Genomic DNA, 25,215 nt, shown 5'->3' on the forward strand with positions numbered 1-25,215 from the left:
AAGGATTATCCTTCTAGTATACTATCCGGTGCTAGAAAGGGAAGGTGTTGTGCAAGTATAGATGTGACGATATAGAGCGAGTCAAACTCGCCAGACGAAGCCTCGATGGTCGGCGGTTTGGTAAAAGGCTTTTGCTGCAAGTGTGTTTTTTCCGTCAGGATCATATCCGGAATGGGCATTCACACTCATCCTATATCCCTGTATCGTGTATGATGAATAGGGATGATTGCTCGTATGAGGTGAAAATATGAATGCATTGCCGATAAATGAAGTATTGCCCGAGCTGGTAAACACGCTGCGCAAAGAGACAAACGCAGTATTGGTCGCTGCTCCGGGTGCGGGGAAGACGACGCGAGTGCCACTGGCCTTGCGTGATGAAGCTTGGTTGCACAATCGCCGAATTGTGATGCTGGTCCCACGCCGACTGGCTGCACGGCAAGCCGCTGCCTACATGGCTGCCTTGCTGGGGGAAGAAGTTGGACAAACGGTCGGATACCGGGTCAAGCGTGAATCAAGAGTCGGTCCAGGTACTCGGATTGAAGTGATTACAGAAGGAATTTTAACGAGAATGCTGCAGGATGATCCGGAGCTATCTAATGTCGGTCTTGTTATTTTCGACGAGTTCCACGAACGTAATTTGCACGCGGATTTAGGGCTGGCCCTAAGTCTTCAGGCACAAGGCTTGTTTCGGGAAGACCTGCGAATTCTCGTGATGTCCGCTACGCTCGATGCTGAGCCCGTGTCAGCCTTGCTGGGGAATGCTCCCGTTATTAGTAGTAAAGGCAGGATGTTTCCAGTGGAGACGCACTTTTTGACTTCCCCGATGGAGGGGCGTCTGGAGGAAGCAGTTGTCCAGATGATCTTCCATGCGTTGAGACAAGAAGAGGGAGATATGCTTGTCTTTTTACCGGGAGCCAAAGAAATTCATCGGGTGCAAGAGTTGCTTGAACAAAGCGGTGTGGGCTCGAATATACGGATTGCGCCTCTTTACGGAAATTTGCCGCAGGAGGAACAAGACAAGGCGATCCTGCCCGGGAAAACAGGAGAGCGCAAAATTGTCCTCGCTACCACTATTGCCGAGACGAGCTTGACTGTCGAGGGTGTGCGCATCGTGATTGATAGTGGATTAAAACGGGTCCCGCGATTTTCTCCCCGAACAGGGATGACAAGACTGGAGACTGCAAAGGTATCGAAGGCATCTGCTGACCAACGGCGAGGAAGGGCTGGACGTCTTGCGCCTGGGGTCTGTTTTCGGCTATGGACAGAGCAAGAAGATCGCATGCTCGTTCCACAGCAGGCACCTGAAATCATGGAAGCGGATCTGGCTGTGCTCGCTTTGGAGCTGGCACTGTGGGGAGTCGGGGCACCGGAAGAACTCGATTGGCTGAATCCCCCGCCGAAGCCAGCGATGGCACAGGCTCAAGAGCTGCTGCTTCAGCTGGGCGCATTCGATGAGCGGAAGCAGATCACACCACATGGACGAGTGCTGGCTGGGATGGGGGTGCATCCGAGATTGGGCCACATGATTCAGAAAGCGAATGAGCTGGGGGAAGGTGAACTGGCCTGCGAGCTGGCTGTCCTTTTGGAAGAACGAGATATTGTGAGGGGGCGTCAAGCGTCAGCAGATGCGGATATGCGTACGCGTGTTGAAATGCTTCGTCAGGTAGCAAACAAACAGAGTGGTGCAGGAGAGCTGCCGATTGATGCAGGAGCTTGCAAAAGACTCTGGAAGGAGGCGGCGCACTTCAAACGGATCTGGATAAACAACAAGCCTGGTGACACGTCCGCTCGTACAGAAGCGACGGGAAGACTGCTGGCGTTTGCATACCCGGACCGGATCGCACAGCGAAGGGCAGATGGACGCTATTTGCTTCGCAATGGGCGTGGGGCGGCTTTTTCCGTGCAGCAGCCACTGGCTGCTTCGCCATATATTGTGGCAGCAGAACTCGATGACCAAGGCGCAGATAGTCGGATATTACTGGCGGCTAGCGTGGAAGAAAGCGAGCTGTTGAATGATTGTGCGATGCAGATTACCGAACGAATGAACGTATGGTGGGAGCATACAGCAGGAGCAGTTCGCAGCCGCAAGCAAAAACGGTTGGGGTCGATCCTGTTGGCGGATATAGCTGCGGAGGCTTCGCCAGATGAGGTGTTAACAGCGCTCTTGGACGGAATAAAGGAAGAAGGCTTGGAGATTTTGCCGTGGAATCGGCAGGCGAGACAGTATCGGGAGCGCTTGCTCTTTATGCATCGTCTGGAGGAAGGCTGGCCGAATGTGGCAGATGAGGCACTGCTTGTTTCCTTGGAGGAATGGCTCGGTCCCCATGTGTATGGTTTCAAAAAAAAGGAAGACCTGCAGTCGCTGGCAGTGACGACGTTGTTAGAGGGTATGCTGTCATGGGAGCAGCGCAGACAACTAGACGAATACGCTCCGACTCATGTGATTGTCCCGAGCGGTTCCAAAATTCCTGTCGATTACAGCGATTCAGCGGCACCAGTGCTTTCGGTCCGGCTACAGGAGTTGTTTGGTTGGCAAGACTCTCCGAGAATAGGCAGAGGCAGGGTACCCCTGACATTGCACCTGCTTTCGCCGGCTCATCGTCCGGTACAAGTGACACGGGACTTGGCGAGCTTTTGGGCACATGCGTATTTTGAAGTGAAAAAAGATTTAAAGGGCCGTTATCCCAAGCATTACTGGCCAGATGATCCGCTAGCGGCCATTCCGACAAACCGGACACGTCCACGCCTATAAAACGATTCGCTAGGTATATTCGGGCATAGAGGGAGGGCTTCGCGTCAGGTGAAATTTCCCATTTTGCTAGTTCCATGTTCGTGAGTCACGTCAATTGTGAAACCTTCTTCATGTTCTGACACGTCAGGAACATACCGTGAATCACGTACTACCCCCTCTATTTCTCTGGGCTGCCTGTTCCATCAGGCGGTCTTTTTTTTGTAAAAAAAAGGTGCCGCAGTTGCAGCGCCCTTTTTTTCGTATGGAGTCAGAGTCAAGGCTTACGCTTTGTTTCCCCACTGCTCCCGATAAATCAACTGTTGCAGATCCTCGCGTTGTCTCCATTGGTGCAGCTCCAAGAGTGGACGTTCCGGGTAATGATCCGTGTACCCGATTGACAGCAATGCGACAGGATCGATATGCGGCGGTATGTTCAGGATACGACGCACGTCGGCCTTCTTGTAAAAACTGACCCAGCCCATCGCCAAATCTTCTGCGTAGGCAGCCAGCCACATGTTTTGGATCGCACAGCTGACAGACATGATATCTGTTTCTGGGATGGAATTGCGTCCGAGTACATGGTCTCCGCCACGTGTAGGATCACAAGTGACACAGATGGTGACAGGCGCTTCCTTGATCCCTTGAATTTTCAACTCCAAAAAGGTAGACTCTCGTCCCGTCCCTTCGTAGTGGATGGCAAGCGCCCTGCGCTCTTTATCCGCACATTCTGCGAGAGCTTGCTTGGTTGCATCGTCTTCCACCAGGACAAAATTCCATGGCTGCATGAATCCGACAGAAGGAGCGTGGTGGGCAGCAGCCAAGATCATGGCGAGCTTTTCCGGGGCGACAGGATCTGGGCGAAAGGTACGAATATCGCGACGATTGCTAATGGCTTTATACAAACCGTTTTTTTCTTCCGCGGTTAAGCGTTTCATGAGAAAAACCTCCCTATTTGCATTCAGGCCTCTTTATTTTACTTACAAAGTATGCTTCCTTCCAGACATCTGCTTGACATATTCATGTCCTACGCTAAAGGGAAGATTAGTCCGAGCAGAGGGGAGAGAGTACAAGCATGCAAAACATCTTAATCGTGGAAGACGAGTTACCCATCTCTCGGGTATTGAAGGCGTATTTGGAAAAAAACAACTTTCGGGTTGAACAGGCATTTAACGGCGAGGAAGCAGAGCGGAAGTTTGATTCACTCAATCCTGCACTTGTCTTGTTGGATGTGATGCTGCCTGGACGAAGCGGATGGAGTATTCTCGAATATATTCGGGCGAAAAGCTCGTGTCCTGTCATCATGCTGACAGCGTTGGGACAAATAGATAACAAGCTGGCGGGTCTAAATCAAGGTGCTGACGACTATATCACTAAGCCCTTTATTGCCGATGAAGTGGTTGCTCGCGTACATGCAGTATTACGTCGCTCGAAACAATTGATAGAAGGCAATCATGTGAAGCAGTTTGGCAGTCTGAAAGTCGACTTCAAGGCGTATTCTGTCATGCTGTACGGAATCGAGCTGGCGTTTACACCAAAGGACTTGTGCCTGTTTCTTTTTTTGGCGCAGTACAAAAACCAGACGTTCACCAGAGAACAGCTCATCGAACAAGTGTGGGGGATGGATTACGAAGGAAGTGATCGCGCAGTAGACCTCGCGATCAAACGCATCCGGCGATCTTTGGAAAATTGGCCGACATCCGAAGGGGAAATCCGTACCTATCGTGGCTTGGGCTACAAACTGTGCGTATATGAGTGAGAAAAAACGCACCTCTTTGTTTCGGTACTGGACGACGCGATACTTGATCATCTTGTGTATCGGCCTTTTCGTGATCGGGATTGCATCCAGCTACTGGATTTCTTATAGCGAGACTCAAAAACGCCTTGATTTTATGAGACTGATGGCAGCGGAAATAGCAGATCGGGTCGTTGATGTGGAAGGCAAGGTAAAAATGGCTCCGTTCTTGTTTCGTATTGTGGACAGTCGCCAGGAGTCACTCGGAGTCAATTACAAGCCAATTATGATGATCTTAGATGAACACAAGCAACCAGTATTTGGCGTACCCGGTCCTTTTTCTGGGGAACTGAAGCGCATCGCGCCTGATTTGGTGGAAGCGGATGACAGCCTGTCACAGTTTGAGCTTGCGCGGGGCGACGAAGTGCTTTTCGTGAAGGAAAGCATTAAGGTTGATGAGCGGGTGGTTGGATGGGTCATGCTGTTCACCCCGCAAAAACAGGTGATACGCAGCATGACCGAATTCCAATTGCTCGTGACCATGCTTCTGGGGCTCGGTTTGCTTGGGTGGCTCGTCATTTATTTGCTGACGAAAAAGCTGTCTCAGCCGATTAAGGATGTGGCGGATGCAGCCAAGCAAATCGTGCTGGGAAACTACGAGATTCAATTGGATAAAAACAAGCGCGAACAAGAAGTGTATGAACTGATCCATTCCTTTGGAGAAATGGCAGAGCGATTGAAGCAGCTGGAAATGATGCGTACCGAGTTATTGGCAGGGGTAACCCACGAACTCAAAACACCTGTTACGTCCATCAGTGGGCTGGTGCAAGCCGTGAGGGAAGAGGTTGTCAGCGGTGAGGAAGCCAAGGAGTTTTTGGATATTTGTACGAAGGAAACGACACGTCTGCAAAAAATGGTAGAGGATTTGCTCGATTTTAACTCTTTTGCAGTCGGTGACATTCGCATTCGCAGGCAACCTCAAAACATGCAGGAGCTGATTCGAGAAATTACGCACCAATGGAAAATTGCGCAGGAAGAAGAGAAGCTCAGCCTGCACCTCGAAAATACCTCTGATCCGGTCATGATTGATACTGACCCGTTGCGTGTGCAGCAAATCATGTACAATCTCCTAAACAATGCAGCACAAGCGATGGAATCGGAGGGGCGGATCGTCGTGTCACTATCTGCATCAGCGGATGAAATTCGCATTGACGTGAAGGACAATGGACGCGGGATACCGATAGAAGAACAGTCTTTGATTTTCGAGCGATTCTACCGTGGCGAGGACAAGAAGCACATCGTCCGTGGGCTGGGGCTTGGTTTGTCTTATAGCAGAATGATTGCCCAAGCATTAGGAGGTATGTTGATTCTGACGGAGAGTACGGCGTCAGGCAGCACTTTCACGTTGATTTTACGCAAATAATCCATGCATGATCAAAAAGCGACCTGGTTCTCTCAGGTCGTTTTTTTGTGTCTTCATCTGACTTTTCCCTGACGTATTCATTCCGTATAGTGGTCGCAACCAAAAAGACAAGTCTTCAATCAAGTAGACGGTAGGAGGACTGAGTGTGACTCACAAGGAGAAAAAGAGAGAGTTGTTTTCAAAGGCAGGAAGCAACAAGAAAAGGTGGATCGTTGGGGTTTTGGCTGTCGGGGCCGTGATCGTTTCAGGTGGGGTATTCGGCTACCAGTCGTTTCTTACCCCACAAACGGCGCAGGCCGCTTTTCAAGTAGAGACGGTAAAAAGGGGAGACATCTCAGAAGTCGTGATGGCATCAGGCACTGTCCAGGCTTCCAAGCGCTCGTCTCTCTCGTTTTCTGATGCCGAAGAAGCCAAGGATGCCATCTCTACCATTCAGGTCGGCGTTGGTGATGCGGTGAAGGCAGGGCAAATTCTGGCGACGATGGACGATTCCGTAGCGAGAATCCAGGTAACCAATGCGGAAGCGAATTTATTGTCGGCGCAAGCCAAGCTAGAGGAGGCACAAAAGCGCAAGAGTCCTGCTGAAATCACTTCTTTACAAGCTGCCGTCAATCAGACCAAGAACGAATGGGAGCTGGCAAAGCAAAACATTGACGGGAAAAAAGCGGCGAATGACGTAGCGAAGGCAAAGGCAAACCTGGAGAGTGCTAAGAAGACGTACACTTCCCAGCAGGCCTTGTTCGCGGCAGGTGCGATTGCCAAGAGTGAATTCGACAGTGCTCAGGCCTCTTTGGATCAAGCCCAACGCGATTACAACTCGGCCGTGCTGACAGCCGGACAGACGACAGGACAGGCGAGTGTGAAGGTAGAGCAAGCATTGGCTGCGTATCAAACAGCGCAAGAAGCGTTACAGGAAGCCAATGAAGGTCCGGATGCCGCCACAGTATTATCAGCCAAAGCAGCAGTGGAACAGGCAAAAGCGGGGCTGCAACAAGCACAGAAGGCATTGAGGGCTGTCACCTTGAAAGCGCCGATGGATGGAGTGATCGTCCAGGTGAATGGCAATGTAGGCGAAATACCCGGCAATGATTTCATTATCATGGATAATTCGAATAGCGGAGATTTAGAGGTGTTGGCCCAGATCAGCCAGAGCGACATCGGAAAAGTGCAGGAAGGCTTGCCTGTGACATTTACGACGAGCTCTTATGCAGACGAGACGTTCCGTGGAAAAGTAAAGCTGATTTATCCGGAAGCGAAAACCGATGCTGGGGTCACCACTTACGATGTGCTTTTGTCTGTGGCAAACCAGGATAACAAATTGAAGATCGGGATGACGATGAATGTCGCGATCGAACGAGGAACCCATAAAAATGTGCTCCTGGTACCTGCGCAAGCGCTGCAAACGCAAAATGGCAAGGATGGCGTGTATGTACTAAAGGATGCTGCTGCACAACAAGCTGGAGAAGGAACTGAAGGGAATCAGGCTGAGGCGAAGCAAGCAAACAACCGCAGTGGAGCCAAAGAGGGCAGAGCGAATATGCCGTATCGATTTGTTCCGATCAAAATGGGGTACTTCACTGCCGATCAGGTAGAGGTGACAGAGGGGCTTACCGAAGGAGAGCGTGTCGTCATCCTCGTGAATACTCAGACTTCATCTGGAACGAGTCAAAATGGAAATCGAATGGGCGGCGGTATGCCGGGATTCGGCGGAATGGGCGTCCAGATAAGGGGACGGTAGGCAGATGAAACCGGTCATTCAAATAGAAGAGCTGAGAAAGCAGTACGTCATCGGAGACCAGGAGATATATGCGCTCAGGGGTGTCAGCTTGTCGATTGAGGTAGGGGATTTCGTGGCAATCATGGGGCCCTCCGGTTCAGGCAAGTCTTCGATGATGAATGTGATTGGCTGTCTGGATAAGCCTACCTCGGGAGAATTTTTTTTGGACGGCTATCCTGTATCACAAGCACATGATGATGAATTGGCAGTCATCCGCAATCAGAAAATCGGCTTTGTTTTTCAAAATTTCAATCTGTTGCCGCGTACGACCGCAGTTGAAAATGTCGAGCTGCCTCTGTTATATGGAGGCACGCCTGCACGGGAGCGAAGAGAAAAAGCCATCCGGGCATTAACGAGTGTCGGACTGGCAGAGCGATTGAACAACAAGCCCAATGAGCTGTCAGGCGGACAGCAGCAACGCGTGTCGATCGCGCGAGCTCTCGTCAATGATCCCGTCATTCTACTGGCAGACGAGCCGACAGGAGCGCTGGACACGAAGACGAGTGAAGAGATCATGGGAATCTTTCAAAAGCTGAACGATGCGGGCAAAACAGTTATTTTGGTGACGCATGAACCTGATATTGCGGAGTATGCCAAGAGGATTGTCCGGTTTCGTGATGGGCAAATCATCTCGGATGAAGTGGTGGAGGATCGCAGGAGGGTGTCGATGGAGGGTAGAGCAGATGAGCTTTCTTGAATGTGTACGCATTTCATTTCGCAGCATCAGGGCAAATGGCTTGCGCTCCGTTCTCACAATGCTGGGAATCATCATCGGTGTGGCTGCTGTTATCGCGATGGTGGCGATCGGAGAAGGGACTTCCACGTCTGTTGCTTCGCAGATCAATGGTTTAGGGAGCAACCTGCTGATTGTCACACCTGGTCAGGCGACACAAGGCAGGGTAAGCCTTGGGGCTGGCTCTCTGAATACGCTGACGATGGCAGATGCAGAAGCCTTGATGCAAAAAGAGTCCATTTCGGGTGTCGCTCCCAGCGTCAATGCGCGGGGGCAGATTGTCTGGGGCAGCAATAACTATTCGAGTATGCTCGAGGGGACGTCAGCCGATTTCCCTCAGGTGAGGAATGTAGAAGTAGGACAAGGGCGTTTCTTTAGCAACTTTGAAGTGAAAATGCAATACAACGTGGCTGTCGTAGGGACTGAGGTGGTCAGCAACCTGTTTAAAGGAGCGAATCCAGTAGGGCAAACCGTTCAGATCAACCGGATGCCGTTTACGATCATCGGCGTATTACAGAGCCAGGGAAGTTCAGGCATGACAAACAACGACGATCGGATCATCATTCCGATTACCACTGCGATGAACAGGTTGACTGGAGGCAAAAACGTGGGCTCGATCTACGTCTCGGCAGCTTCGTCGGACTTGATGGAGAAGGCTCAACAAGATATTCAGCAAGCCCTTCGTGCCAATCACAAACTACGGCCACAAGCTGCCGATGATTTTCGCATTACGTCCCAGTCCGACATATTAAGCACGGCACAGTCAGTATCCAGCTCGATGACCGCGCTTTTATCTGGCATTGCCGCCATCTCTCTGATTGTTGGCGGGATCGGCGTGATGAACATTATGCTTGTATCCGTCACGGAGCGGACACGGGAGATCGGGATTCGCAAGGCGATCGGAGCCAAGCGGGGAGATATTCTCCGTCAGTTTTTGATCGAAGCGGTTACGCTTAGCCTGATTGGCGGAGTGATTGGCATTGCCTTAGGGGTAGGGGCTGCGTTTTTGGTTAGCAAGCTCAGTCAGATGGCAACCTCAATCAGTCTGTCGCCGATCATGTACGCGTTTCTGACCTCTACATTGGTTGGTGTTATTTTTGGTGTGTACCCGGCGAGAAAAGCAGCACAGCTCAAACCAATTGACGCACTGCGGTATGAGTGAGTGTGTAATTTTACCAATCCGGGCATACTAGCCGTGAGAGGTGTTGGTGCTGATGGAAAAAAGCGTTCAATTTTCCGTACCATGGCGAGAAGCGACACGCATTGTGAAAAGGATCAAAACAAGCAAATTGCGTTATTTTGTCAGACAGCAAGAGGGCAAGACCAGTGTGGCGTTCGTCTTTCCTCGAGTTAGCGTCAGCCAATATGTCTATTTGTATATCATTTTTGGACCAAGAGCTGCTGATGTGCTCAACAACGATAGCAAATAGAATGATCCCTGATGGCCCGAGCAGGCGTCAGGGATTTGCAATAATTCACAGGAAAACAAAACCTGACACTTTTCGATAGGGCTGTTTCATAGTACAATTCGAATATGAACGAACTTGGGGAAGTTCGGGATGGCGGCACCCAATCCGTGCAGAAGGGCCGCCTCTTTTTTTTGCGCATAGGATATAATAGGTACAATTACCTGAATATACAGCTAGAATGAGTGAGTAGTGGGATATAAAATAAGCTTATTCACGTGAATATAACGTACTACTCTCTCCCAAGATTTGATCTTGGGGCTTTTTTTTGTCCAAAATGCATGAAAAAAAGCCGTTTCTCATGACGGCTTTGTTATCGAAAGGGTAGGTTGAAAGCTTCCTTTTAGCAAGGCATCAATAAATTGCTCCTGTGTGAGAGAAATCGTGATGCCCATTCCAGGCAAATCGACAGAAAAAACATTTTCTCGGTACAAATACCAGAGATCGCCTGTCGGCTCAATGGAATAGACGTGTATATTTTTCTGTGAATGCTGGCCTGCCTTTTGGATTTCCCGCAACGCTGTAAAGAGTTCTCCCCAAACAGGCAGATAAGGCTTCGTTTGGTGCAGCACAATCGCTTGGATCAGTTGGTTTTTCACGAGAGAAATAGCATCCATGTTTGAGCGGTTCAACGAAGGCATGACCGTTATACTCCTTTTGCATGGCTTGGCGCATTAGTCTTGTGTGATGGCGATTTTTGTCGAAGTTATGAATAAGTGTAAAATAGTTATCCGTTCGATGCAAGAGAAGAGAAGGTAGAGATGAGCATTTGGATATTTGACGGTTGCTTCTGATTTGGATAGCATAGGAAAAGCGGTTTTGACAAATGGCAATAGCGAGAAGCGGGAGATGAGATTGTGGCAAAAAAACACCGGTTGATCATCGAGTTTTGCGGTGGATTTGGTCAAGGGCTGGCCTTGCTGTATGCATTGGGGTCGCCTGATGTTCAAGTGGCAGGGATCATTTGCAGAGAATCGCAGTCAAGCTTGGCTAGCAAGTTGATTGATTTTGCACAGCCAGGCTATGAAATTCCAATCGTAACAGGTGCCAAGCAGCCGCTTTTCTCAGGAACGGTAGATACGACCACCTCGGAAGGTGTACGACTCCTTGTGGAAAATACGCAGGATGAGGAAAGTGACTTGACACTCGTGACGTTCGACCGATTGACGACGCTAGCTTTGGCTGTCGCGCGTGACCCACTGTTGGCGCGTAAATTCACGCGAATCGTGGTGCAGGGTGGAGCGATACGCGTACCAGGAGACGTAACGGCTATTGCCGAAACAAACATGCATGGTGATCCGGAAGCAGCTGCGCTCGTTTTGGCAGCCCGCTTGCCACTTGTGCTCGTTCCATTAGATACAACCAGTACGTTTCGTTTGAAGGAAGAACAAGTACATACGCTGGGGAGTCTGGCACAAGCAGTTGGCCTAATCGATCGAACGACGATGTCAGATGTGCAGTTCGCCGCTTCTGCTGGTGCGCTCCATGCATGGGTAGCGATGCTCGCGGCTCTCTCGCCTGATGAGATGCGGACGGAGCAGATGAAGCTCTCCGTCGATTGCAAGAGTGAATTATCACGCGGTGCCATTCTAGCCGATCTACGGGCGAAACCGAGTGTAGGAACCGATACGGTCGTATGTGTTGAGGTTGAGATGGCAGAGGCAGAGCGCTGGCTGCAAACTGTTTTGGATCAGGGAGGGGTATAAGCGCATGGAAAAAATCATTTTGGATGTAGATACCGGGATTGATGATGCGCTGGCGATTGCTTATGCCGTTCACTCGCCTGCTCTTGAAGTGTGTGGGATTACCACGACTTTTGGCAATATTACGGTGGAGGAAGCAACACGCAATACCTTACAGGTGCTAGAGCTGCTGGGTGCTTCTGGGATTCCTGTCTATCAGGGAGCATCGAAGCCGATTGTTCGCGATCTTACAGGAAAAGCAAGGCTGTTCCACGGTGAAAACGGGCTAGGAAATGTCGTCCTTCCAGAGCCATCGACAACGGCTCAGCCACAGTGTGCCACTCAATATCTCATCTCTACGATTAAGGAAAATCCTCACCAATTGACACTCGTGACCGTCGGAAGCATGACCAATTTGGCACGGGCGATTATGGCTGCTCCAGAAATCGTATCCCTTGTCAAACGAGTGGTCGTGATGGGGGGAGCTGTAACGGTGCCGGGGAATCGCACACCTGTAGCAGAGGCGAATATTTGTGCAGATCCAGAAGCCGCAGCGTATGTCTTCCAGTCTGGTATTCCCGTGACGCTGGTAGGCCTGGATGTGACGATGCAAACGCTGCTTACCCGCGAACACCTGCAGGAATGGAGAACGAAGGATACACGCTTGAGCCATGTTTTTGCGGATATGTGCGAGGTGTACATGAATGCCTACGTGACAGTGGGCAATTTGCGCGGCTGCGGTCTGCATGATCCGTTGGCGGTAGGTGTCGTCATTGATCCGACGTTTGTGAAGTCAGTCCCGATGCATGTTGCCGTAGATACGTCCGGGGGAGCGAGTGATGCCCGTACGATTGGGGACAGACGGGAACATCCAGCGCAGCCCCCGAATGTGGACGTGTGCTTGCAGGTTGATCATGAGCGCTTTGTCAGTCATTTTTTACAATATGTTTTAGGTAGGTAAGGAGGAAATCATTATGTTAAAAGAGTTTAAAGAGTTTGCGTTAAAAGGAAATGTAATGGATCTCGCTGTCGGTGTCGTTATTGGTGGGGCTTTCGGTAAAATTGTTACCTCACTCGTTAATGATATTATTACCCCATTGATCGGATTGCTTCTGGGCAAGGTGGATTTCTCCGGCCTGTTCATCAATTTGAGTGGAGTTCCTTATAAGACGATCGCCGAAGCAAAAACAGCTAATGCTGCCACACTAAACTACGGGTTGTTCCTCAATTCCGTGATTGATTTTGTCATTATTGCCTTTTCTATTTTTATCGTCATCAAGCAGCTCAACCGTTTCAAACGTAAGCAAGAAGTGGTGAAAGCACCTGAAACGACAAAAGAGTGCCCGCATTGCATCTCGGCTATTCCAATCAAGGCTACGCGCTGCCCGAACTGCACCTCCATGCTGGATACAAAAGGAACAGCACTGGCACACGAATAAGACATATCCAGGAATCAAACGAACAGAGGAGGGCGATTATGCCTTCCTCTGTTTTCGTTTCACGCGGTTTTTATACTGGTAGTGAAGTCTTTTAATTTTATGGTAATAGGTCTTGTCTTTGAGCTTGGCAAACAGCCCGTGGGAAGGAAAATCGTAATTGACCTCAATAATGGAGAGGTTTCCTGCTTTCTCAATGGCAAAATCGACGCCGATTTGAGCACTGTGCCGATATTTATTAAAGTGGGCACAAACACGGTGACTAACTTGGATCAACTGAGAGACGATACTTTTTATTTTGTCGGGCGTAACAGCTCCCGACTTTTTCAAGGCATGCGGGACTGTGACGGCATATCCGCCGCCGCGAGCGACATTAGTAATAATGCTGTCGGCACCAGCTACCTTGGCTAGCATGCCGGCATACTGCCATTTGCCTAAGCCATTGCGCATCATCATGACGCGAATGTCAAAGGGACGACCGTCAATCTCAGCTAAATCCAGCCCTTTTTGTATGACATAATTTTTTTCTGTGCACAGCGCGGCAAGTCGCTGCTTCAAGTCAGCTAAAGAAACTGCCTGCATAGGCTCTCCGCGCTCCTTCACAAATTGATAGCCCCCGCTATCCGTTTTCCAGACACGAATAATGCCCTTCCCCATATGGGTTCTCGTCGGTTTGATATAGACGGTAGAATACTTCGCTACATACGAGTCCAAGCTTGAGGGCTGATATAAAGCAGTTGGCGGCAGGTAAGGACGAATGTAAGGACTTTTTGAAAAGAACTGATGAAGGCTCCACTTGGAGGAGGAGATCACATCACGCACCTCACTTTACGAAAAATCCATTCGTCCCAGCATATGCAGGAGTGTTCGCGACCGTTTTCATTTTGACAAGGGGCGTTTTTCAAAAATTGCCAAGGACTGAGAAGGAGTTAAGAGATTGTGGGGGAATATATGTTCTAATTATAAGAGAAGGATGGCGAAAATCATGCGGCAATTCCGTCCGGTGCAACCTCCGACTCTGCAACGAGCGAGCGCCCAAAATGCCTATCACTACCAAGAGTACATGCCTAGCAAATGTCTGGTGAACGATATCGCCTGCTACTGGACCTCAGAGTACGACGGCAAAGGGATAGCACCTGCAAGCCGAGTCATACCCGATGGATGCGTCGATATCATTTTCAATCTTGGTGCCACTTCCTATCAGACGGGGGCATTTCTAACGGGACTGATGAGGACGTACGAGGTAATCCCATTGACCGAACCACAATCCTTGATCGGTATTCGTTTTTACGCTGAGGGAGCGGCTCGCTTTTTGCGCTACCCCATCGCCATGATCAACGGACATCATCCCAATCTGGAAGACATCTGGGGTAAAGAGGCAAATGAGGTGATAGAAGGCTTGCTCGAAGCTTCCGATACGGCGGAGCGGCTCGCTTTTTTGGAGCGGGAGCTTATCAAACGCTTGTGGATGGATAACCCAGCAGATCAGTTGCTTTTGACAAGCATGAACTATTTGTATGAATACAGAGGAAATCTTTCCGTTGCCGCGCTCGCCGAGAAAGTGAATTACAGCGAGAGAAGCTTGCGCAGGACGTTTCAACAGCAGTTGGGTATGAGCCCGAAGGAACTGGGGCGAATTATTCAATTTCAAGGACTGCTGCAAATGCTGGCGAAGGGAACGCGCACTTCGTTTACAGATGCCGCTCTCCAATGTGGCTATTACGACCAGTCGCACTTGATCAAGAGCTTTCACACTTTTTACGGTGTAGCTCCAAGTAAAATTGTCTCGCCAGATCGTGCGAATTGATAGTCTCGAAATGTTGTCCGTTTTTTACAATCTTCTTTTGGCGAGACGCGTTATCCTAATGAAAGGATGGTGAATTCATGTGAATGAACAAACATTAGATACATACTGCCGGAAGCAGCCCGGTGCCACCCACGACTATCAGATGGATTGGGAATGCGATCGTTACCATGTTGGAGGCAAAATATTTGCCATGATCGGAGGCGACTCCAAAGGTGTTCGCATCCTCACCTTGAAATGCGACCCGATGCGTGCGGAGGAGTTGCGCGAGACCTACGAAGGGATCGTACCCGGCTATCACATGAATAAATCCCATTGGAATTCGGTATACTTGGACGCTGACATTCCCGAAGGCTTATGGGAAAGGATGATCGAGCATGCGTACGAAACGGTGCTCCAAAAACTGCCCAAGCGCGTCCAGCAAGAAATCAAGAGCGAACAGGAGTGAGTGGTGTGGGAATCAAGCTTGATATGGTAGGGATTGTCGTCCAGGACATGAAAAAAGCGTTGGACTTCTACCGGGTACTCGGATTCGATATTCCCGAGGGAGCAAATGAAGAGCCGCATGTGGAGGTTGCGCAGGACGGTGTTCGTCTCGCCTTTGATACAATGGAAGTTGCCAAGGGTGTGTATGGAGGATGGGAAGCACCTGTCGGGCATCGAATTGAGCTGGCTTTTTTGTGTGAGAATGCTGCGGCGCTTGATGGGTTGTACACGAAAATCGTTTCCCAAGGCTACGAGAGTCACCGTGAGCCATGGGATGCATTCTGGGGCCAACGGTATGCCATCGTGAAAGATCCGGATGGGAACCTGATCAGTTTGTTTGCATAATACGATCCTTAAATAGGAAGTCAAGCCGAGCCTTTGGGAAAGAGGTTCGGCTTGTTTGCGTTTGTGGACGAAATTATTGAATGTTTTATCATGAAATAAAATTTACTTAATGTAAATTGATTTGTGTAATTTTACTGCATATAATGAGGGTGATGATAGGAGTGAATTTTCGGTCAATTAATAAATGGGGGTTTTTGACTATGCATCAACCTCGAAAGAGCATGAAGCTGGAGAACTTGCAAGCATTGACGACTGAAGGAAAAAACGAGAGCAGCAGTAATTTGGATCAATTGAGTGTCCGAGGCATCGTACAAATGATGAACGATGAGGACAAGAAGGTTCCTTATGCGGTAGAGCGCGTCCTCGATCAAGTCTCTGATGCGGTAGAGGTTATCACACGCGCATTGGAAAAGGGCGGAAGACTGTTTTACTTTGGTGCTGGAACGAGTGGACGTTTAGGAATTTTGGATGCGTCTGAGTGCCCGCCGACCTTTGGTACCCCGCCTGAGCTCGTTCAGGGTGTGATTGCAGGCGGACCACCCGCGATGGTACGCGCGGTAGAAGGAGCAGAGGATTCTTTTGAATTAGGTCAAGAAGATGTGCATAAATACGGTGTGACCAAAAATGATGTGGTAGTAGGAATCGCAGCCAGTGGACGGACCCCGTATATACGCGGTGTATTGGCGGAGGCACAAAAGATCGAGGCCAAGACGATTGCTGTCTCTTGCAACAAACCTTCGTACATCAATGAAGGTGTAGATGTAGCAATTAATGTCGTCGTAGGACCAGAAGTATTGACCGGATCGACGAGGCTCAAGGCAGGTACAGCCCAAAAGCTGGTGCTGAACATGCTGACAACAGCGACGATGATTCGCTTGGGCAAAGTGTACGGAAATCTGATGGTCAGTGTGCAGGCGACCAACCTCAAGCTGAAGGAACGGGTAAAGCGGATCATCATGGAAGTAACTGGAGCGAGTTACGAGGAAGCGGAGCAACTGGCTGATCAGGCAGGCGGTGATGCGAAGACCGCCATTATCATGAAGCTAACCGAAACGAGCAGGGAAGAAGCCACTCGTATGTTGAATGTTACCAATGGAAGAATCAGGGAAGCTATTTCGCAGTTGGACTAAGTTTTCGGGAAAGGGTGGAGAGATTCCATGTTGCCAGAATCTATTCGCGAAGAGCTGCGTGCTATCGTCGGAGAGAAAAACTGTCTCGACAAACAGGAAGCATTAGTCGCTTATTCGTATGACGCGACGCCGATGCAGCAAGCATTGCCGGATGTGGTCGTCATGCCGAAGAGCACAGCCGAAATCCAACAGGTTATGCGAGTTGCAGCACGACACCACATTCCGATTGTGACGCGTGGGGCTGGCTCCAATCTATGCGGCGGAACGATACCAGTCGGGGGCGGAATTGTCTTGGTGTTGAGTCGGATGAATCAGATCGTAGAGATTGACGAACAAAATTTGACGATAACAGTGCAGCCGGGGGTCCGAACGGTCGACATCCATCAGGCGGTAGAGGCGCTTGGTTTGTTTTACCCACCCGATCCAGGCAGTATGGTCATCTCCACGATTGGCGGGAATATTGCGCTTAATTCGGGTGGACTGCGCGGGTTGAAGTACGGAACTACCAAGGATTACGTGCTGGGTCTCGAAGCTGTGTTGCCGAACGGAGAGGTCATCCGTACCGGGGGCAAGCTGATGAAGGATGTGGCGGGCTATGATCTGACCAAGCTCTTGGTCGGCAGCGAGGGCACATTGGCGATCATTACCGAGGCGATTCTCAAGCTGATTCCGAGGCCGCAAACACAGCGGGTTATGCTCGCTATGTTTGCAGATATGGCACAGGCAGCGAGGTCGGTTTCCGATATCATTGCCAATCGGATTATCCCTGGCACGCTGGAATTTCTCGATCAGGGCACGATCCGTGTTGTCGAGGATTTCAAACAGATCGGGCTTCCGACAGATGCGGCGGCGATCCTCCTGATCGGTCAGGATGGAGAACCACAGACGGTCGATCGGGACATGGAGCAGATCGCTGCGATTTGCGAGAAGAATGAAGCCGTCCAAATCAAGGTAGCGACGACAGCGGAGGAAGCTGATGAGGTGATGACGGCCAGACGCAGTGCCCTCGCCGCGTTGTCACGGATGCGTCCTACGACCATTTTGGAAGACGCAACCGTTCCCCGCGCCGCAATTGCGCCGATGGTCGCTGCGATCCAAGAGATTACAGAGCGATACGGACTGCAAATTTGCACCTTCGGGCATGCAGGAGACGGCAATTTGCATCCGACCTGCATGACAGACGCTCGCAACACGGAAGAGATCGAGCGTGTCGAGCATGCCTTCGAGGAAATTTTCGCGGCGGCAATCGATTTGGGCGGAACGATTACGGGAGAGCATGGTGTAGGAATCGTCAAGGCACCGTATTTGGAGTGGAAGGTAGGGGCCGCAGGTATGGAGATCATGAAAGGCATCAAGCACGCTTTCGATCCTCACAATCTCCTGAACCCTGACAAGATGTTTGCCAAACAGTCCAGGAACAGAGTGGTGGTCCAGCGTGCTTAAAGAGGCCTTGGTAAAGAAACTCGATTACGATGAACTGTCCAATTGTATGCGCTGTGGCTTCTGTCAGCCAGCATGTCCGACCTTTCGGGAAACAGGCTATGAGGCGGCTTCTCCACGAGGTCGCATCGCCTTGATGAAAGCCGTAGCAGACGGTGTCATGGAGCCGGACAAAGATTTCATCGATCAAATGAATCTCTGTCTAGGCTGCCGGGCATGTGAGCCGGTATGCCCGGCAGGTGTGCCGTACGGTCAACTGATCGAGCAGACGCGAGAAGCGATCGAAGAGGTGCAGGAGCATCCATGGTGGGTCAAAGCCGTCCGCAAGCTCGCGTTTTTCCACTTGTTTCCTCATCAGAAGCACATGTACCGGCTCGGCGGTCTCTTGCGCTTCTATCAACGCTCAGGTGTGCAAAAAGTCCTTCGCAAGCTGGGGGTGCTGTCCATTCTGCCAAAACAAATGCGGGAAATGGAAGCGATCATGCCTGAAGCATCTGGAAGAGGTATCGTGGACTTTTTCGGTGGCACGGTTATTCCAGCCGTAGGTGAGCGCAAGTATCGTGTAGGCATGTTTCACGGCTGCATCATGGATGTCCTATTCAATGAGACGAATCGCAACACTGTTCGGCTTTTGAGTGAGGCAGGCTGTGAGGTCATCATCGCTCCAGACCAGGTTTGCTGCGGCGCTCTCCATGCACATAGCGGTGAGCGTGAACAGGCTCGCAATCTGGCGCGAAAAAATGTGGCTGCTTTTCACAAGGCTGATGTGGATATCATTGTATCCAATGCAGGTGGTTGCGGAGCGATGCTTCTAGAATACAACCATTTGCTGGAGAAAGATGCCGAATGGAAGGAGAAAGCACACTGGTTCGCTTCACGCGTGAAGGATATTAGCGAGATACTTGCACTTCTCGTCGAACCAAAAGAGTGGCAGTCATTGCCGCAACGAATCACCTATCAATCCTCCTGTCACCTGCGCAACGGGATGAAGGTGACAAAAGAGCCAGTGAGCCTCCTGCAAGCCATTCCGGGAGCTACATACGTACAGCTTCGCGAAGGAGATCGCTGCTGCGGCTCTGCGGGTATTTACAATCTGGTGCAGTCTGAGATGGCCGGGAGCCTTTTGGATGAAAAAATGGATCATGTAGCGGCTACCCAAGCAGACATTCTCGTGACCTCGAATCCGGGCTGTCTGTTGCAAATGAAAGCAGGCATTCATCGAGCGGGACTGGAAGGAAAGATGGAAGCCGTGCACATCGTCGATTTATTGGCGCGTGTGCAGCAAAAAGAAAAGCCCTTGTCTATCCCTGAGTGAGTGGGGATGACAAAGGCTTTTTCCGTTTAAGAGGGGCTAGCTGTTTTGTACTTTTTCCTGATCGTAGATATCCAACGCAGCTTGAACGGCGCGCCCTGCGTGTACACGGGCTCCATGCCGGATGAGAACCGCTTCCAGCGCACCTAACACATGCAAAATATTTTTCTTCCGGCAGCTGTAGCCCATTGTGCCAATCCGCCAGATTTTCCCTTTTAACGGCCCAAAGGAACTGGCAATTTCAATATGAAAATCTTCGAGCAGCATATCTCGGACTGACTCTCCGTCCAGCCCGTCAGGAATTTTGATACAGGTCACGACGGGAAGCTTGCAAGCCGGATCGCCGTAGAGCTGCAATCCCATCGCCAACACACCAGCGACCAATGCTTGTTCATGCAAGCGATGTCTGGCGAATCTCGCCTCCAGACCTTCCGTAAGGGCGATGCGCACACCCTCGCGCAAGGCGTACAGCATCGTTGTCGCCTCCGTATGGTGGTTCAGCCGTGCGGGTCCCCAGTAGTCCATGAGCTGGCTCAAGTCAAAATAGTTGCTGCGGATCGTTCGGGTTTGCGTAGATTTCGGAGCAGAGGGATCAGCGAGTCCACGCTCAATTTTTTTTCGTTGGAGCAAGAGTGCTTCTAAACGAGAATTAAACGTGATAGGAGCGATCCCAGAGGGGACAGACAAGCATTTTTGCGTGCCGCCAATACAAGCGTCGATATACCAATCGTCTACCTTCACTTCTGTCCCGCCGATCGAAGCGACAGCATCGACGACAAATAGGACATCCATCCGGCGGCAAGCTTCTCCGATTTCTTTCAAAGGCTGAACACAGCCAGTGGATGTTTCGCCGTGGACCATTGCTACGATTTTGGGCTGAATTCGTTCGATTTCGGCAATCACGTCCTGCGGCTCAAAGATGCTTCCCCAGCGCGTTTCCATCGTAATCACATCTGCGCCGTACCTTTCCGCAATCTCCGTGAGCAAGTGCCCGAATCGTCCATAAATGGGTACAAGCACCCGATCTCCTGGTTCGATTATGCTACACAAAACGGCCTCGATACCCGCCCGGGAAGTTCCGTCTATAGGGAAAGCCCAATGATTGGATGTCTGAAACAAATTCCGAAGCATTTCCATTGTTTCGTTCATGATGTTCGTGAATTCTGGATCGAATTGTCCCAATATGGGTGAACCCATCACGCGAAGAACACTAGGCTCAGCCTCGACGGGCCCCGGCGTCATGATCGTTCGTTGTGAGATGGTCTGTTCTTTGTATGCACACATAAGCGCTCCCCCAGCTCTTTCTATATCAAGGGCCGCTTTTCCGATTCATTACCGGAAAAAACGGCCGCAGTACTGCCTATCTTTTGTGCCCATCAAAAATCTATTTTGAAATTCAAGAATCCAGCTTTTCGCAGCGCCTCGTAGATGATGACGAGCGCTGGACCGAGTATCAGCCCGAAAAATCCAATCACCTGAAATCCGAGGAACATGCTGACAAGAGCGGCTAGAGCGCTAATTCCCAGATTAGATGCGAGTACCTTGGGCTCAATAATACGGCGGACGACCGTAATCACGAGGAAGATGACGATCAGGCCGATCGCCAAATAAGAGTTGCCCATCAAGAAGTTGTAAATAGCCCATGGGACGAGGAACGAGCCTGCGCCCAAGATAGGGAGAATATCGACGAACACGATCATGAGCGAAATGACGGCTGCATACTTGACCTGCAAGATAAGTAATCCCAAAAAGGATAGCGTGAACGTCATCAGGCTCAAGATGATCTGGGCACGTAAAAACCCAACGGTGGCACGGTTCAATTGAGAGATGACCACTTCGACCTTTTCACGGGCAGACACCGTGAACATTCTCATGAAGCCCGCACGCAATTTCGGCAAATCGAGACTGATCAAAAACAAGGCAACCAAGTAAATGATCGTGGAGATCAAAAAGCCAGGAACGATGGCTGCCACACCAAGAATACCTTTGGCAACCGTGGAGGCTGAAGTAAGCGCCCAGTTTTTAAGCCCAGCGAAGACACTCTGGATTTCTGATACGGTTTCGGCAGGTAACGACGCATAGTAAGTTTCCCAGCTCATCAAATAGGACTCGACCAACTCAAAAATATGCTGTGAAAAGGCCGGTAATCTCTGAGCCAAAACAATTCCCTGAACCACAATCTGCGTACCGATCCAGTACAGTACGATCCCAAATGAAATGAGGAAGAGGAAAAAGGATGCGATCACCGCACTCATCCGATTCATTCGTAGCCTTTTGGTAAGAAACAAGACGAGCGGCTCAACCAGAATTGCTGTTAACAGTGCTAGCAAAAAGGGGACGGAGTAAGGTAAAAGAAACAACCCGACTGCAAGAACTAGTAGCAGGATGATCATTTTCCGAATCGTCATGACTGCGCTCCATTCTGAATGAAAAAATCGCTGAAAATTGATTCCCTTATTCTATCATTTTTCCAGAAGCGAACACAATGAGCCCAATCATAGCAAGAAATCGATAGATATTATCAGAAAAAATAAATAAATGAAAAGAATACAAAAAAGGGGAAAACACAAAAAGTCATGATATGATGCTCACCTATATACCACTCAAGTTTGATGCGTATCAGCATATCGACTTGAGAGTCACATCTTAATCTTTCATAGCGAGGTGTCAGGATGAAGCGGTTTGGATTAGCGATGCAAATTGTCGTCGGTCTCATTCTGGGTATCCTGGTGGGTGCTATTTTTTACGGCAACCCGGCAGTGGCGACCTATTTACAACCTATCGGTGATATTTTTCTCCGATTGATTAAAATGATTGTCGTTCCGATCGTTGTTGCCACGCTTATTGTAGGCGTAGCAGGCGTAGGTGACATGAAGAAGTTAGGCAAAATCGGTGGTAAGACAATTCTGTATTTTGAAATCGTTACCACGATTGCCATTATCATTGGTCTTTTGGCGGCCAATATCTTTCAACCGGGTGTCGGTGTGGATCGAACAGTCCTTACCAAGACCGATATCCACAAGTATGTAGACACGGCTGAATCAACACAGAGCCACGGTATGGTGGAAACATTCGTTAAGATTGTACCAACGAATATCTTTGATTCTCTTGCTCGTGGTGATATGTTAGCGATTATCTTCTTCTCCGTTCTGTTTGGACTTGGTGTCGCAGCAGCAGGAGAGAAAGGAAGGCCGGTTCTCAACTTCTTCAATGGAGTCGCGGACGCCATGTTCTGGGTTGTGAACACCATCATGCGATTCGCTCCGTTTGGTGTTTTTGCACTGATTGGTGTTACCGTTTCCAAATTTGGTTTGTCTTCCTTGATTCCATTGGGGAAACTGGTTATTTTGGTTCACGTTGCCATGGTGTTCTTCATCTTGGTGGTATTGGGCATCATCGCACGTATCAGCGGAGTCAAAATCACTTCCATCCTGCGTGTACTGAAGGACGAGCTGTTGTTGGCTTACTCCACCTCCAGCTCCGAGACTGTACTGCCTAAAATCATGGAAAAAATGGAGAAGATGGGCTGTCCGAAGGCGATCGCGTCCTTTGTTATTCCGACAGGCTACTCCTTCAACCTGGATGGTTCCACACTGTACCAGGCACTGGCTGCTCTGTTCATTGCGCAAATGTATGGGATTCACATGCCAATCAGCACACAGATCACGCTTATGCTCGTACTGATGGTTACGTCCAAAGGGATCGCTGGTGTACCGGGAGTATCGTTCGTAGTACTGTTGGCTACGCTCGGCTCTGTAGGTCTCCCAGTAGAAGGTCTTGCTTTCATCGCCGGCGTAGACCGTTTGATGGATATGGCTCGTACAGTTGTTAACGTAGTAGGTAATGCGTTGGCAGCAATCGTGATCTCTCGTTGGGAAGGTCAGTTCGATCAAAAGAAAGCAGACAATTATGTTCAGGCAGTAAAAGCCGATCCAAGCGCTGCTTAATCTAAGCTATTAATGGTTTGTAAGAAGCCTCCTGTCAGTGAATTTAACTGGCAGGGGGCTTTTTTGCATTGCGTGGAAAAGTGGCGGTAGCGCTTCAAACCCAAAAATCTTTAATCGTTTTTGTATGTGATGCATTTTTTAAGAATTAATTCCTTTCATAAAATGCCCCTTCCTCTCGCAAACCAGTGACAGACATTGCAAGTGTAATCAGAGTAAGCACTAAGGATACTTTGAAACGTAAATCTTCGACTTGGACATAAGAATTTTCAGCTACAGTTTATTACTTGTAGAACGAACGCCAACATGCAAAATGATTGGTGTTCGTTTTATAATGATGGTGACAGGGGGCTGATTAAAAATGATCAAAGCATTGATTTTTGGATTTGGTCTTCTTGGGCTTTTGATTTTGTATGCATTCTTGGGGGATCGTGGAACGAGCACTTTACTGACTTTTTCAAGCTATACGGGGTTCGGACTAATTGTGATTTCCATTTTTATGTTCGGATCTTCACTTGGCGTTGATCGGATAACCATGGCTACTCCAGACGTGAAGAGAAACTTCGTTGCAGATGATAATAATGAGCGAATACAAAAGGCAAATAGTAAAGAGATGAATTGGGCTCTTTATACATTTATAGCAGGCGTACCTTCTATTGTTACATGGGCATTCATGTACTTTGTAATTCATTAAGTGACATCGGTTAAAATACCCTTCCTCGAGTTGGGTATTTTTTTATTGACACCAAAAACAGGAAAGAGTAATATGATACCAACAACTTGATAATAACATTTTGTTAATAACAAAAAAGCAACAACATTTCAGCAGCTAAAAGAGGCGATTGGATGAAAGAAAAATCACATGTCAATAAACAAGGTCAAACCGAAAAGGAGTACTTGGAAGCTTATGATGTCAGCCAATTCGAGCGGCCGTCTGTGACAGTCGATATGCTGGTATTCACCGTAATGGATGAGCTGGAGGAGAATTACCGCAAGCTCTCGCCCAAGTCTTTGAAAATATTGCTTGTGAAGCGTGGTGAGCATCCGTATATCGGCCAATGGGCGTTGCCGGGTGGGTTTGTTACACCTGGGGAGAGTCTGGAGGAGGCAGCCAGACGCGAGCTGCGTACGGAAACAAACGTAGACGATATTTACTTGGAGCAGCTCTATACCTGGGGTGATGCGGGCAGAGATCCGCGGACTTGGGTTATCAGCACGTCGTACATGGCCTTGGTAGACAGCTCGTCCTTACAGCTGCAGGCAGGGGAGGATGCAGAGGAAGCGGAGTGGTACCGCATCGAGGACAGGTGGCTGAAAGAAACAAAGACAGCGACTACGGACGGCTCCATTACTGAAAGCTGGCTGGAATTGCGACTGGTCCACGAGAGAGAGGAACTGTCTGCCACGATTAAAATTACCAAAACAGTAACGGGCCGCACCGTACGTGAGACCCGCGAAATTGTGGAGACGAACAATATCGCATTTGATCACGCCAAAATCATTCAATACGCGCTGGAGCGATTGCGTAATAAGATTGAATACACGGACATCGCCTTTGCCTTAATGCCGGAGCTGTTTACGCTAAGTGATTTGCAACAGGTGTACGAAGTGATTTTGGGACGTGAGCTGTTGGCTGCGGCGTTTCGCAGGAAGGTAGCCGACAAAGTGCTGGAAACGAATCAATATCGAAAACATGCCGGGCACCGACCATCCAAGTATTTCCGCTTTAACCCGGAATGGATGGATCAGACGTAGCCCCGCACCAGGGAGGAAA

At 49.6% G+C, this 25,215-nt stretch carries 25 protein-coding genes; 19 read left to right on the forward strand and 6 right to left on the reverse strand.

Translation table 11 applies throughout. The annotated features are described in order from the left end of the window. Positions 1–5: 5 nt before the first annotated feature. The gene (locus C7R94_RS01620) at positions 6–179 is read right to left on the reverse strand and encodes a hypothetical protein (RefSeq protein ID WP_233220445.1); all 174 of its coding nucleotides are present in this window, start codon (positions 177–179) and stop codon (positions 6–8) included. A gap of 68 nt (positions 180–247) precedes the next feature. Between C7R94_RS01620 and hrpB the strand changes: the two genes are divergently transcribed. Then, positions 248–2,752, forward strand: coding sequence for an ATP-dependent helicase HrpB (hrpB, locus tag C7R94_RS01625; protein ID WP_106778191.1), 2,505 nt, complete (start codon positions 248–250; stop codon positions 2,750–2,752). A gap of 260 nt (positions 2,753–3,012) precedes the next feature. Here the strand turns inward: hrpB and bluB are convergent, their stop codons facing one another. Continuing rightward, complete coding sequence (gene bluB / locus C7R94_RS01630) at positions 3,013–3,666, reverse strand: 5,6-dimethylbenzimidazole synthase (RefSeq protein ID WP_088906445.1); 654 nt, start codon at positions 3,664–3,666, stop codon at positions 3,013–3,015. A 137-nt stretch (positions 3,667–3,803) separates the two neighbouring features. Between bluB and C7R94_RS01635 the strand changes: the two genes are divergently transcribed. From C7R94_RS01635 to C7R94_RS01660, 6 genes are all read left to right on the forward strand, one after another. Further along, on the forward strand, positions 3,804–4,487 hold the full coding sequence (locus C7R94_RS01635) for a response regulator transcription factor (RefSeq protein WP_106778192.1): 684 nt from the start codon (positions 3,804–3,806) through the stop codon (positions 4,485–4,487). Then, the gene (locus tag C7R94_RS01640; RefSeq protein WP_106778193.1) at positions 4,453–5,886 is read left to right on the forward strand and encodes a HAMP domain-containing sensor histidine kinase; all 1,434 of its coding nucleotides are present in this window, start codon (positions 4,453–4,455) and stop codon (positions 5,884–5,886) included. The genes C7R94_RS01635 and C7R94_RS01640 overlap by 35 nt, the downstream gene beginning before the upstream one ends. Before the next feature lie 145 nt (positions 5,887–6,031). Then, positions 6,032–7,624 (forward strand): efflux RND transporter periplasmic adaptor subunit, encoded by a 1,593-nt coding sequence (locus tag C7R94_RS01645; protein ID WP_106778194.1) that lies wholly within the window; start codon positions 6,032–6,034, stop codon positions 7,622–7,624. 4 nt (positions 7,625–7,628) lie between these two features. Further along, a complete protein-coding gene (locus C7R94_RS01650) occupies positions 7,629–8,360 on the forward strand; it encodes an ABC transporter ATP-binding protein (protein ID WP_106778195.1) in 732 nt (243 codons plus the stop codon). After that, the gene (locus C7R94_RS01655; protein WP_106778196.1) at positions 8,347–9,558 is read left to right on the forward strand and encodes an ABC transporter permease; all 1,212 of its coding nucleotides are present in this window, start codon (positions 8,347–8,349) and stop codon (positions 9,556–9,558) included. Before C7R94_RS01650 ends, C7R94_RS01655 begins: the two co-directional genes overlap by 14 nt. A 52-nt stretch (positions 9,559–9,610) precedes the next feature. Continuing rightward, a complete protein-coding gene (locus C7R94_RS01660; protein ID WP_017250899.1) occupies positions 9,611–9,826 on the forward strand; it encodes a hypothetical protein in 216 nt (71 codons plus the stop codon). A 335-nt stretch (positions 9,827–10,161) separates the two neighbouring features. Here the strand turns inward: C7R94_RS01660 and C7R94_RS01665 are convergent, their stop codons facing one another. After that, positions 10,162–10,503 (reverse strand): hypothetical protein, encoded by a 342-nt coding sequence (locus tag C7R94_RS01665; protein ID WP_047070806.1) that lies wholly within the window; start codon positions 10,501–10,503, stop codon positions 10,162–10,164. 216 nt (positions 10,504–10,719) lie between these two features. On the opposite strand from C7R94_RS01665, the gene C7R94_RS01670 reads away from it, so the two are divergent. Genes C7R94_RS01670 through mscL form a run of 3 tightly spaced genes read left to right on the forward strand, consistent with a single transcriptional unit; the run spans position 10,720 to position 12,983 of the window. After that, a complete protein-coding gene (locus tag C7R94_RS01670; protein ID WP_106778197.1) occupies positions 10,720–11,568 on the forward strand; it encodes a nucleoside hydrolase in 849 nt (282 codons plus the stop codon). A gap of 4 nt (positions 11,569–11,572) precedes the next feature. Then, positions 11,573–12,505, forward strand: a complete 933-nt coding sequence (locus C7R94_RS01675; RefSeq protein WP_106778198.1) for a nucleoside hydrolase — start codon at positions 11,573–11,575, stop codon at positions 12,503–12,505. 13 nt (positions 12,506–12,518) lie between these two features. Further along, positions 12,519–12,983 (forward strand): large-conductance mechanosensitive channel protein MscL, encoded by a 465-nt coding sequence (gene mscL / locus C7R94_RS01680; protein ID WP_106778199.1) that lies wholly within the window; start codon positions 12,519–12,521, stop codon positions 12,981–12,983. Positions 12,984–13,019: 36 nt separating this feature from the next. Here mscL and C7R94_RS01685 read toward each other — a convergent pair whose 3' ends face one another. Further along, a complete protein-coding gene (locus tag C7R94_RS01685) occupies positions 13,020–13,802 on the reverse strand; it encodes a YheC/YheD family protein (RefSeq protein ID WP_327970632.1) in 783 nt (260 codons plus the stop codon). 151 nt (positions 13,803–13,953) lie between these two features. Between C7R94_RS01685 and C7R94_RS01690 the strand changes: the two genes are divergently transcribed. The 6 genes from C7R94_RS01690 (at position 13,954) to C7R94_RS01715 (ending at position 19,500) form a co-directional block, all read left to right on the forward strand. Continuing rightward, entirely contained in the window at positions 13,954–14,787 is an 834-nt protein-coding gene (locus C7R94_RS01690; protein WP_106778201.1) for a DUF6597 domain-containing transcriptional factor, read from the forward strand. Between the two features lie 79 nt (positions 14,788–14,866). Beyond that, positions 14,867–15,232 carry an MmcQ/YjbR family DNA-binding protein gene (locus tag C7R94_RS01695; protein WP_047070817.1) on the forward strand — a complete coding sequence of 122 codons (366 nt, stop codon included), beginning with the start codon at positions 14,867–14,869 and terminating at the stop codon, positions 15,230–15,232. A 5-nt stretch (positions 15,233–15,237) separates the two neighbouring features. Further along, positions 15,238–15,615 (forward strand): VOC family protein, encoded by a 378-nt coding sequence (locus C7R94_RS01700; RefSeq protein ID WP_047070819.1) that lies wholly within the window; start codon positions 15,238–15,240, stop codon positions 15,613–15,615. Between the two features lie 221 nt (positions 15,616–15,836). Further along, positions 15,837–16,745 carry an N-acetylmuramic acid 6-phosphate etherase gene (gene murQ / locus C7R94_RS01705; RefSeq protein WP_106778261.1) on the forward strand — a complete coding sequence of 303 codons (909 nt, stop codon included), beginning with the start codon at positions 15,837–15,839 and terminating at the stop codon, positions 16,743–16,745. A gap of 27 nt (positions 16,746–16,772) precedes the next feature. Then, on the forward strand, positions 16,773–18,188 hold the full coding sequence (locus C7R94_RS01710; RefSeq protein ID WP_106778202.1) for an FAD-binding oxidoreductase: 1,416 nt from the start codon (positions 16,773–16,775) through the stop codon (positions 18,186–18,188). Next, entirely contained in the window at positions 18,181–19,500 is a 1,320-nt protein-coding gene (locus C7R94_RS01715) for a (Fe-S)-binding protein (RefSeq protein ID WP_106778203.1), read from the forward strand. The genes C7R94_RS01710 and C7R94_RS01715 overlap by 8 nt, the downstream gene beginning before the upstream one ends. 36 nt (positions 19,501–19,536) lie before the next feature. Here C7R94_RS01715 and C7R94_RS01720 read toward each other — a convergent pair whose 3' ends face one another. Together C7R94_RS01720 and ytvI are read right to left on the reverse strand one after the other, a co-directional pair. After that, positions 19,537–20,781 carry a pyridoxal-phosphate-dependent aminotransferase family protein gene (locus C7R94_RS01720; protein ID WP_106778204.1) on the reverse strand — a complete coding sequence of 415 codons (1,245 nt, stop codon included), beginning with the start codon at positions 20,779–20,781 and terminating at the stop codon, positions 19,537–19,539. 92 nt (positions 20,782–20,873) lie between these two features. Continuing rightward, positions 20,874–21,905, reverse strand: coding sequence for a sporulation integral membrane protein YtvI (ytvI, locus tag C7R94_RS01725; protein WP_047070827.1), 1,032 nt, complete (start codon positions 21,903–21,905; stop codon positions 20,874–20,876). 264 nt (positions 21,906–22,169) lie between these two features. Here ytvI and C7R94_RS01730 point away from each other — a divergent pair, with 264 nt between their 5' ends. From C7R94_RS01730 to C7R94_RS01740, 3 genes are all read left to right on the forward strand, one after another. Further along, a complete protein-coding gene (locus C7R94_RS01730; protein ID WP_047070829.1) occupies positions 22,170–23,444 on the forward strand; it encodes a cation:dicarboxylate symporter family transporter in 1,275 nt (424 codons plus the stop codon). A 358-nt stretch (positions 23,445–23,802) separates the two neighbouring features. After that, a complete protein-coding gene (locus C7R94_RS01735; RefSeq protein ID WP_047070831.1) occupies positions 23,803–24,135 on the forward strand; it encodes a hypothetical protein in 333 nt (110 codons plus the stop codon). 152 nt (positions 24,136–24,287) lie between these two features. Then, positions 24,288–25,196, forward strand: a complete 909-nt coding sequence (locus C7R94_RS01740; RefSeq protein ID WP_106778205.1) for an NUDIX hydrolase — start codon at positions 24,288–24,290, stop codon at positions 25,194–25,196. The last annotated feature ends 19 nt before the right edge of the window (positions 25,197–25,215 follow it).

This window comes from Brevibacillus sp. NRRL NRS-603 (assembly GCF_003013445.1).
Lineage (GTDB): Bacteria > Bacillota > Bacilli > Brevibacillales > Brevibacillaceae > Brevibacillus > Brevibacillus formosus.

Coding starts and splice junctions, on each gene's coding strand:
- C7R94_RS01740 (WP_106778205.1), top strand. CDS start 24,288: ATGAAAGAAAAATCACATGTCAATAAACAAGGTCAAACCGAAAAGGAG.
- C7R94_RS01655 (WP_106778196.1), top strand. CDS start 8,347: ATGAGCTTTCTTGAATGTGTACGCATTTCATTTCGCAGCATCAGGGCA.
- mscL (WP_106778199.1), top strand. CDS start 12,519: ATGTTAAAAGAGTTTAAAGAGTTTGCGTTAAAAGGAAATGTAATGGAT.
- C7R94_RS01620 (WP_233220445.1), bottom strand. CDS start 179: ATGCCCATTCCGGATATGATCCTGACGGAAAAAACACACTTGCAGCAA.
- ytvI (WP_047070827.1), bottom strand. CDS start 21,905: ATGACGATTCGGAAAATGATCATCCTGCTACTAGTTCTTGCAGTCGGG.
- C7R94_RS01690 (WP_106778201.1), top strand. CDS start 13,954: ATGGCGAAAATCATGCGGCAATTCCGTCCGGTGCAACCTCCGACTCTG.
- C7R94_RS01650 (WP_106778195.1), top strand. CDS start 7,629: ATGAAACCGGTCATTCAAATAGAAGAGCTGAGAAAGCAGTACGTCATC.
- hrpB (WP_106778191.1), top strand. CDS start 248: ATGAATGCATTGCCGATAAATGAAGTATTGCCCGAGCTGGTAAACACG.
- C7R94_RS01635 (WP_106778192.1), top strand. CDS start 3,804: ATGCAAAACATCTTAATCGTGGAAGACGAGTTACCCATCTCTCGGGTA.
- C7R94_RS01675 (WP_106778198.1), top strand. CDS start 11,573: ATGGAAAAAATCATTTTGGATGTAGATACCGGGATTGATGATGCGCTG.
- C7R94_RS01660 (WP_017250899.1), top strand. CDS start 9,611: ATGGAAAAAAGCGTTCAATTTTCCGTACCATGGCGAGAAGCGACACGC.
- C7R94_RS01720 (WP_106778204.1), bottom strand. CDS start 20,781: ATGTGTGCATACAAAGAACAGACCATCTCACAACGAACGATCATGACG.
- C7R94_RS01665 (WP_047070806.1), bottom strand. CDS start 10,503: ATGCCTTCGTTGAACCGCTCAAACATGGATGCTATTTCTCTCGTGAAA.
- bluB (WP_088906445.1), bottom strand. CDS start 3,666: ATGAAACGCTTAACCGCGGAAGAAAAAAACGGTTTGTATAAAGCCATT.
- C7R94_RS01730 (WP_047070829.1), top strand. CDS start 22,170: ATGAAGCGGTTTGGATTAGCGATGCAAATTGTCGTCGGTCTCATTCTG.
- C7R94_RS01710 (WP_106778202.1), top strand. CDS start 16,773: ATGTTGCCAGAATCTATTCGCGAAGAGCTGCGTGCTATCGTCGGAGAG.
- C7R94_RS01735 (WP_047070831.1), top strand. CDS start 23,803: ATGATCAAAGCATTGATTTTTGGATTTGGTCTTCTTGGGCTTTTGATT.
- murQ (WP_106778261.1), top strand. CDS start 15,837: ATGAAGCTGGAGAACTTGCAAGCATTGACGACTGAAGGAAAAAACGAG.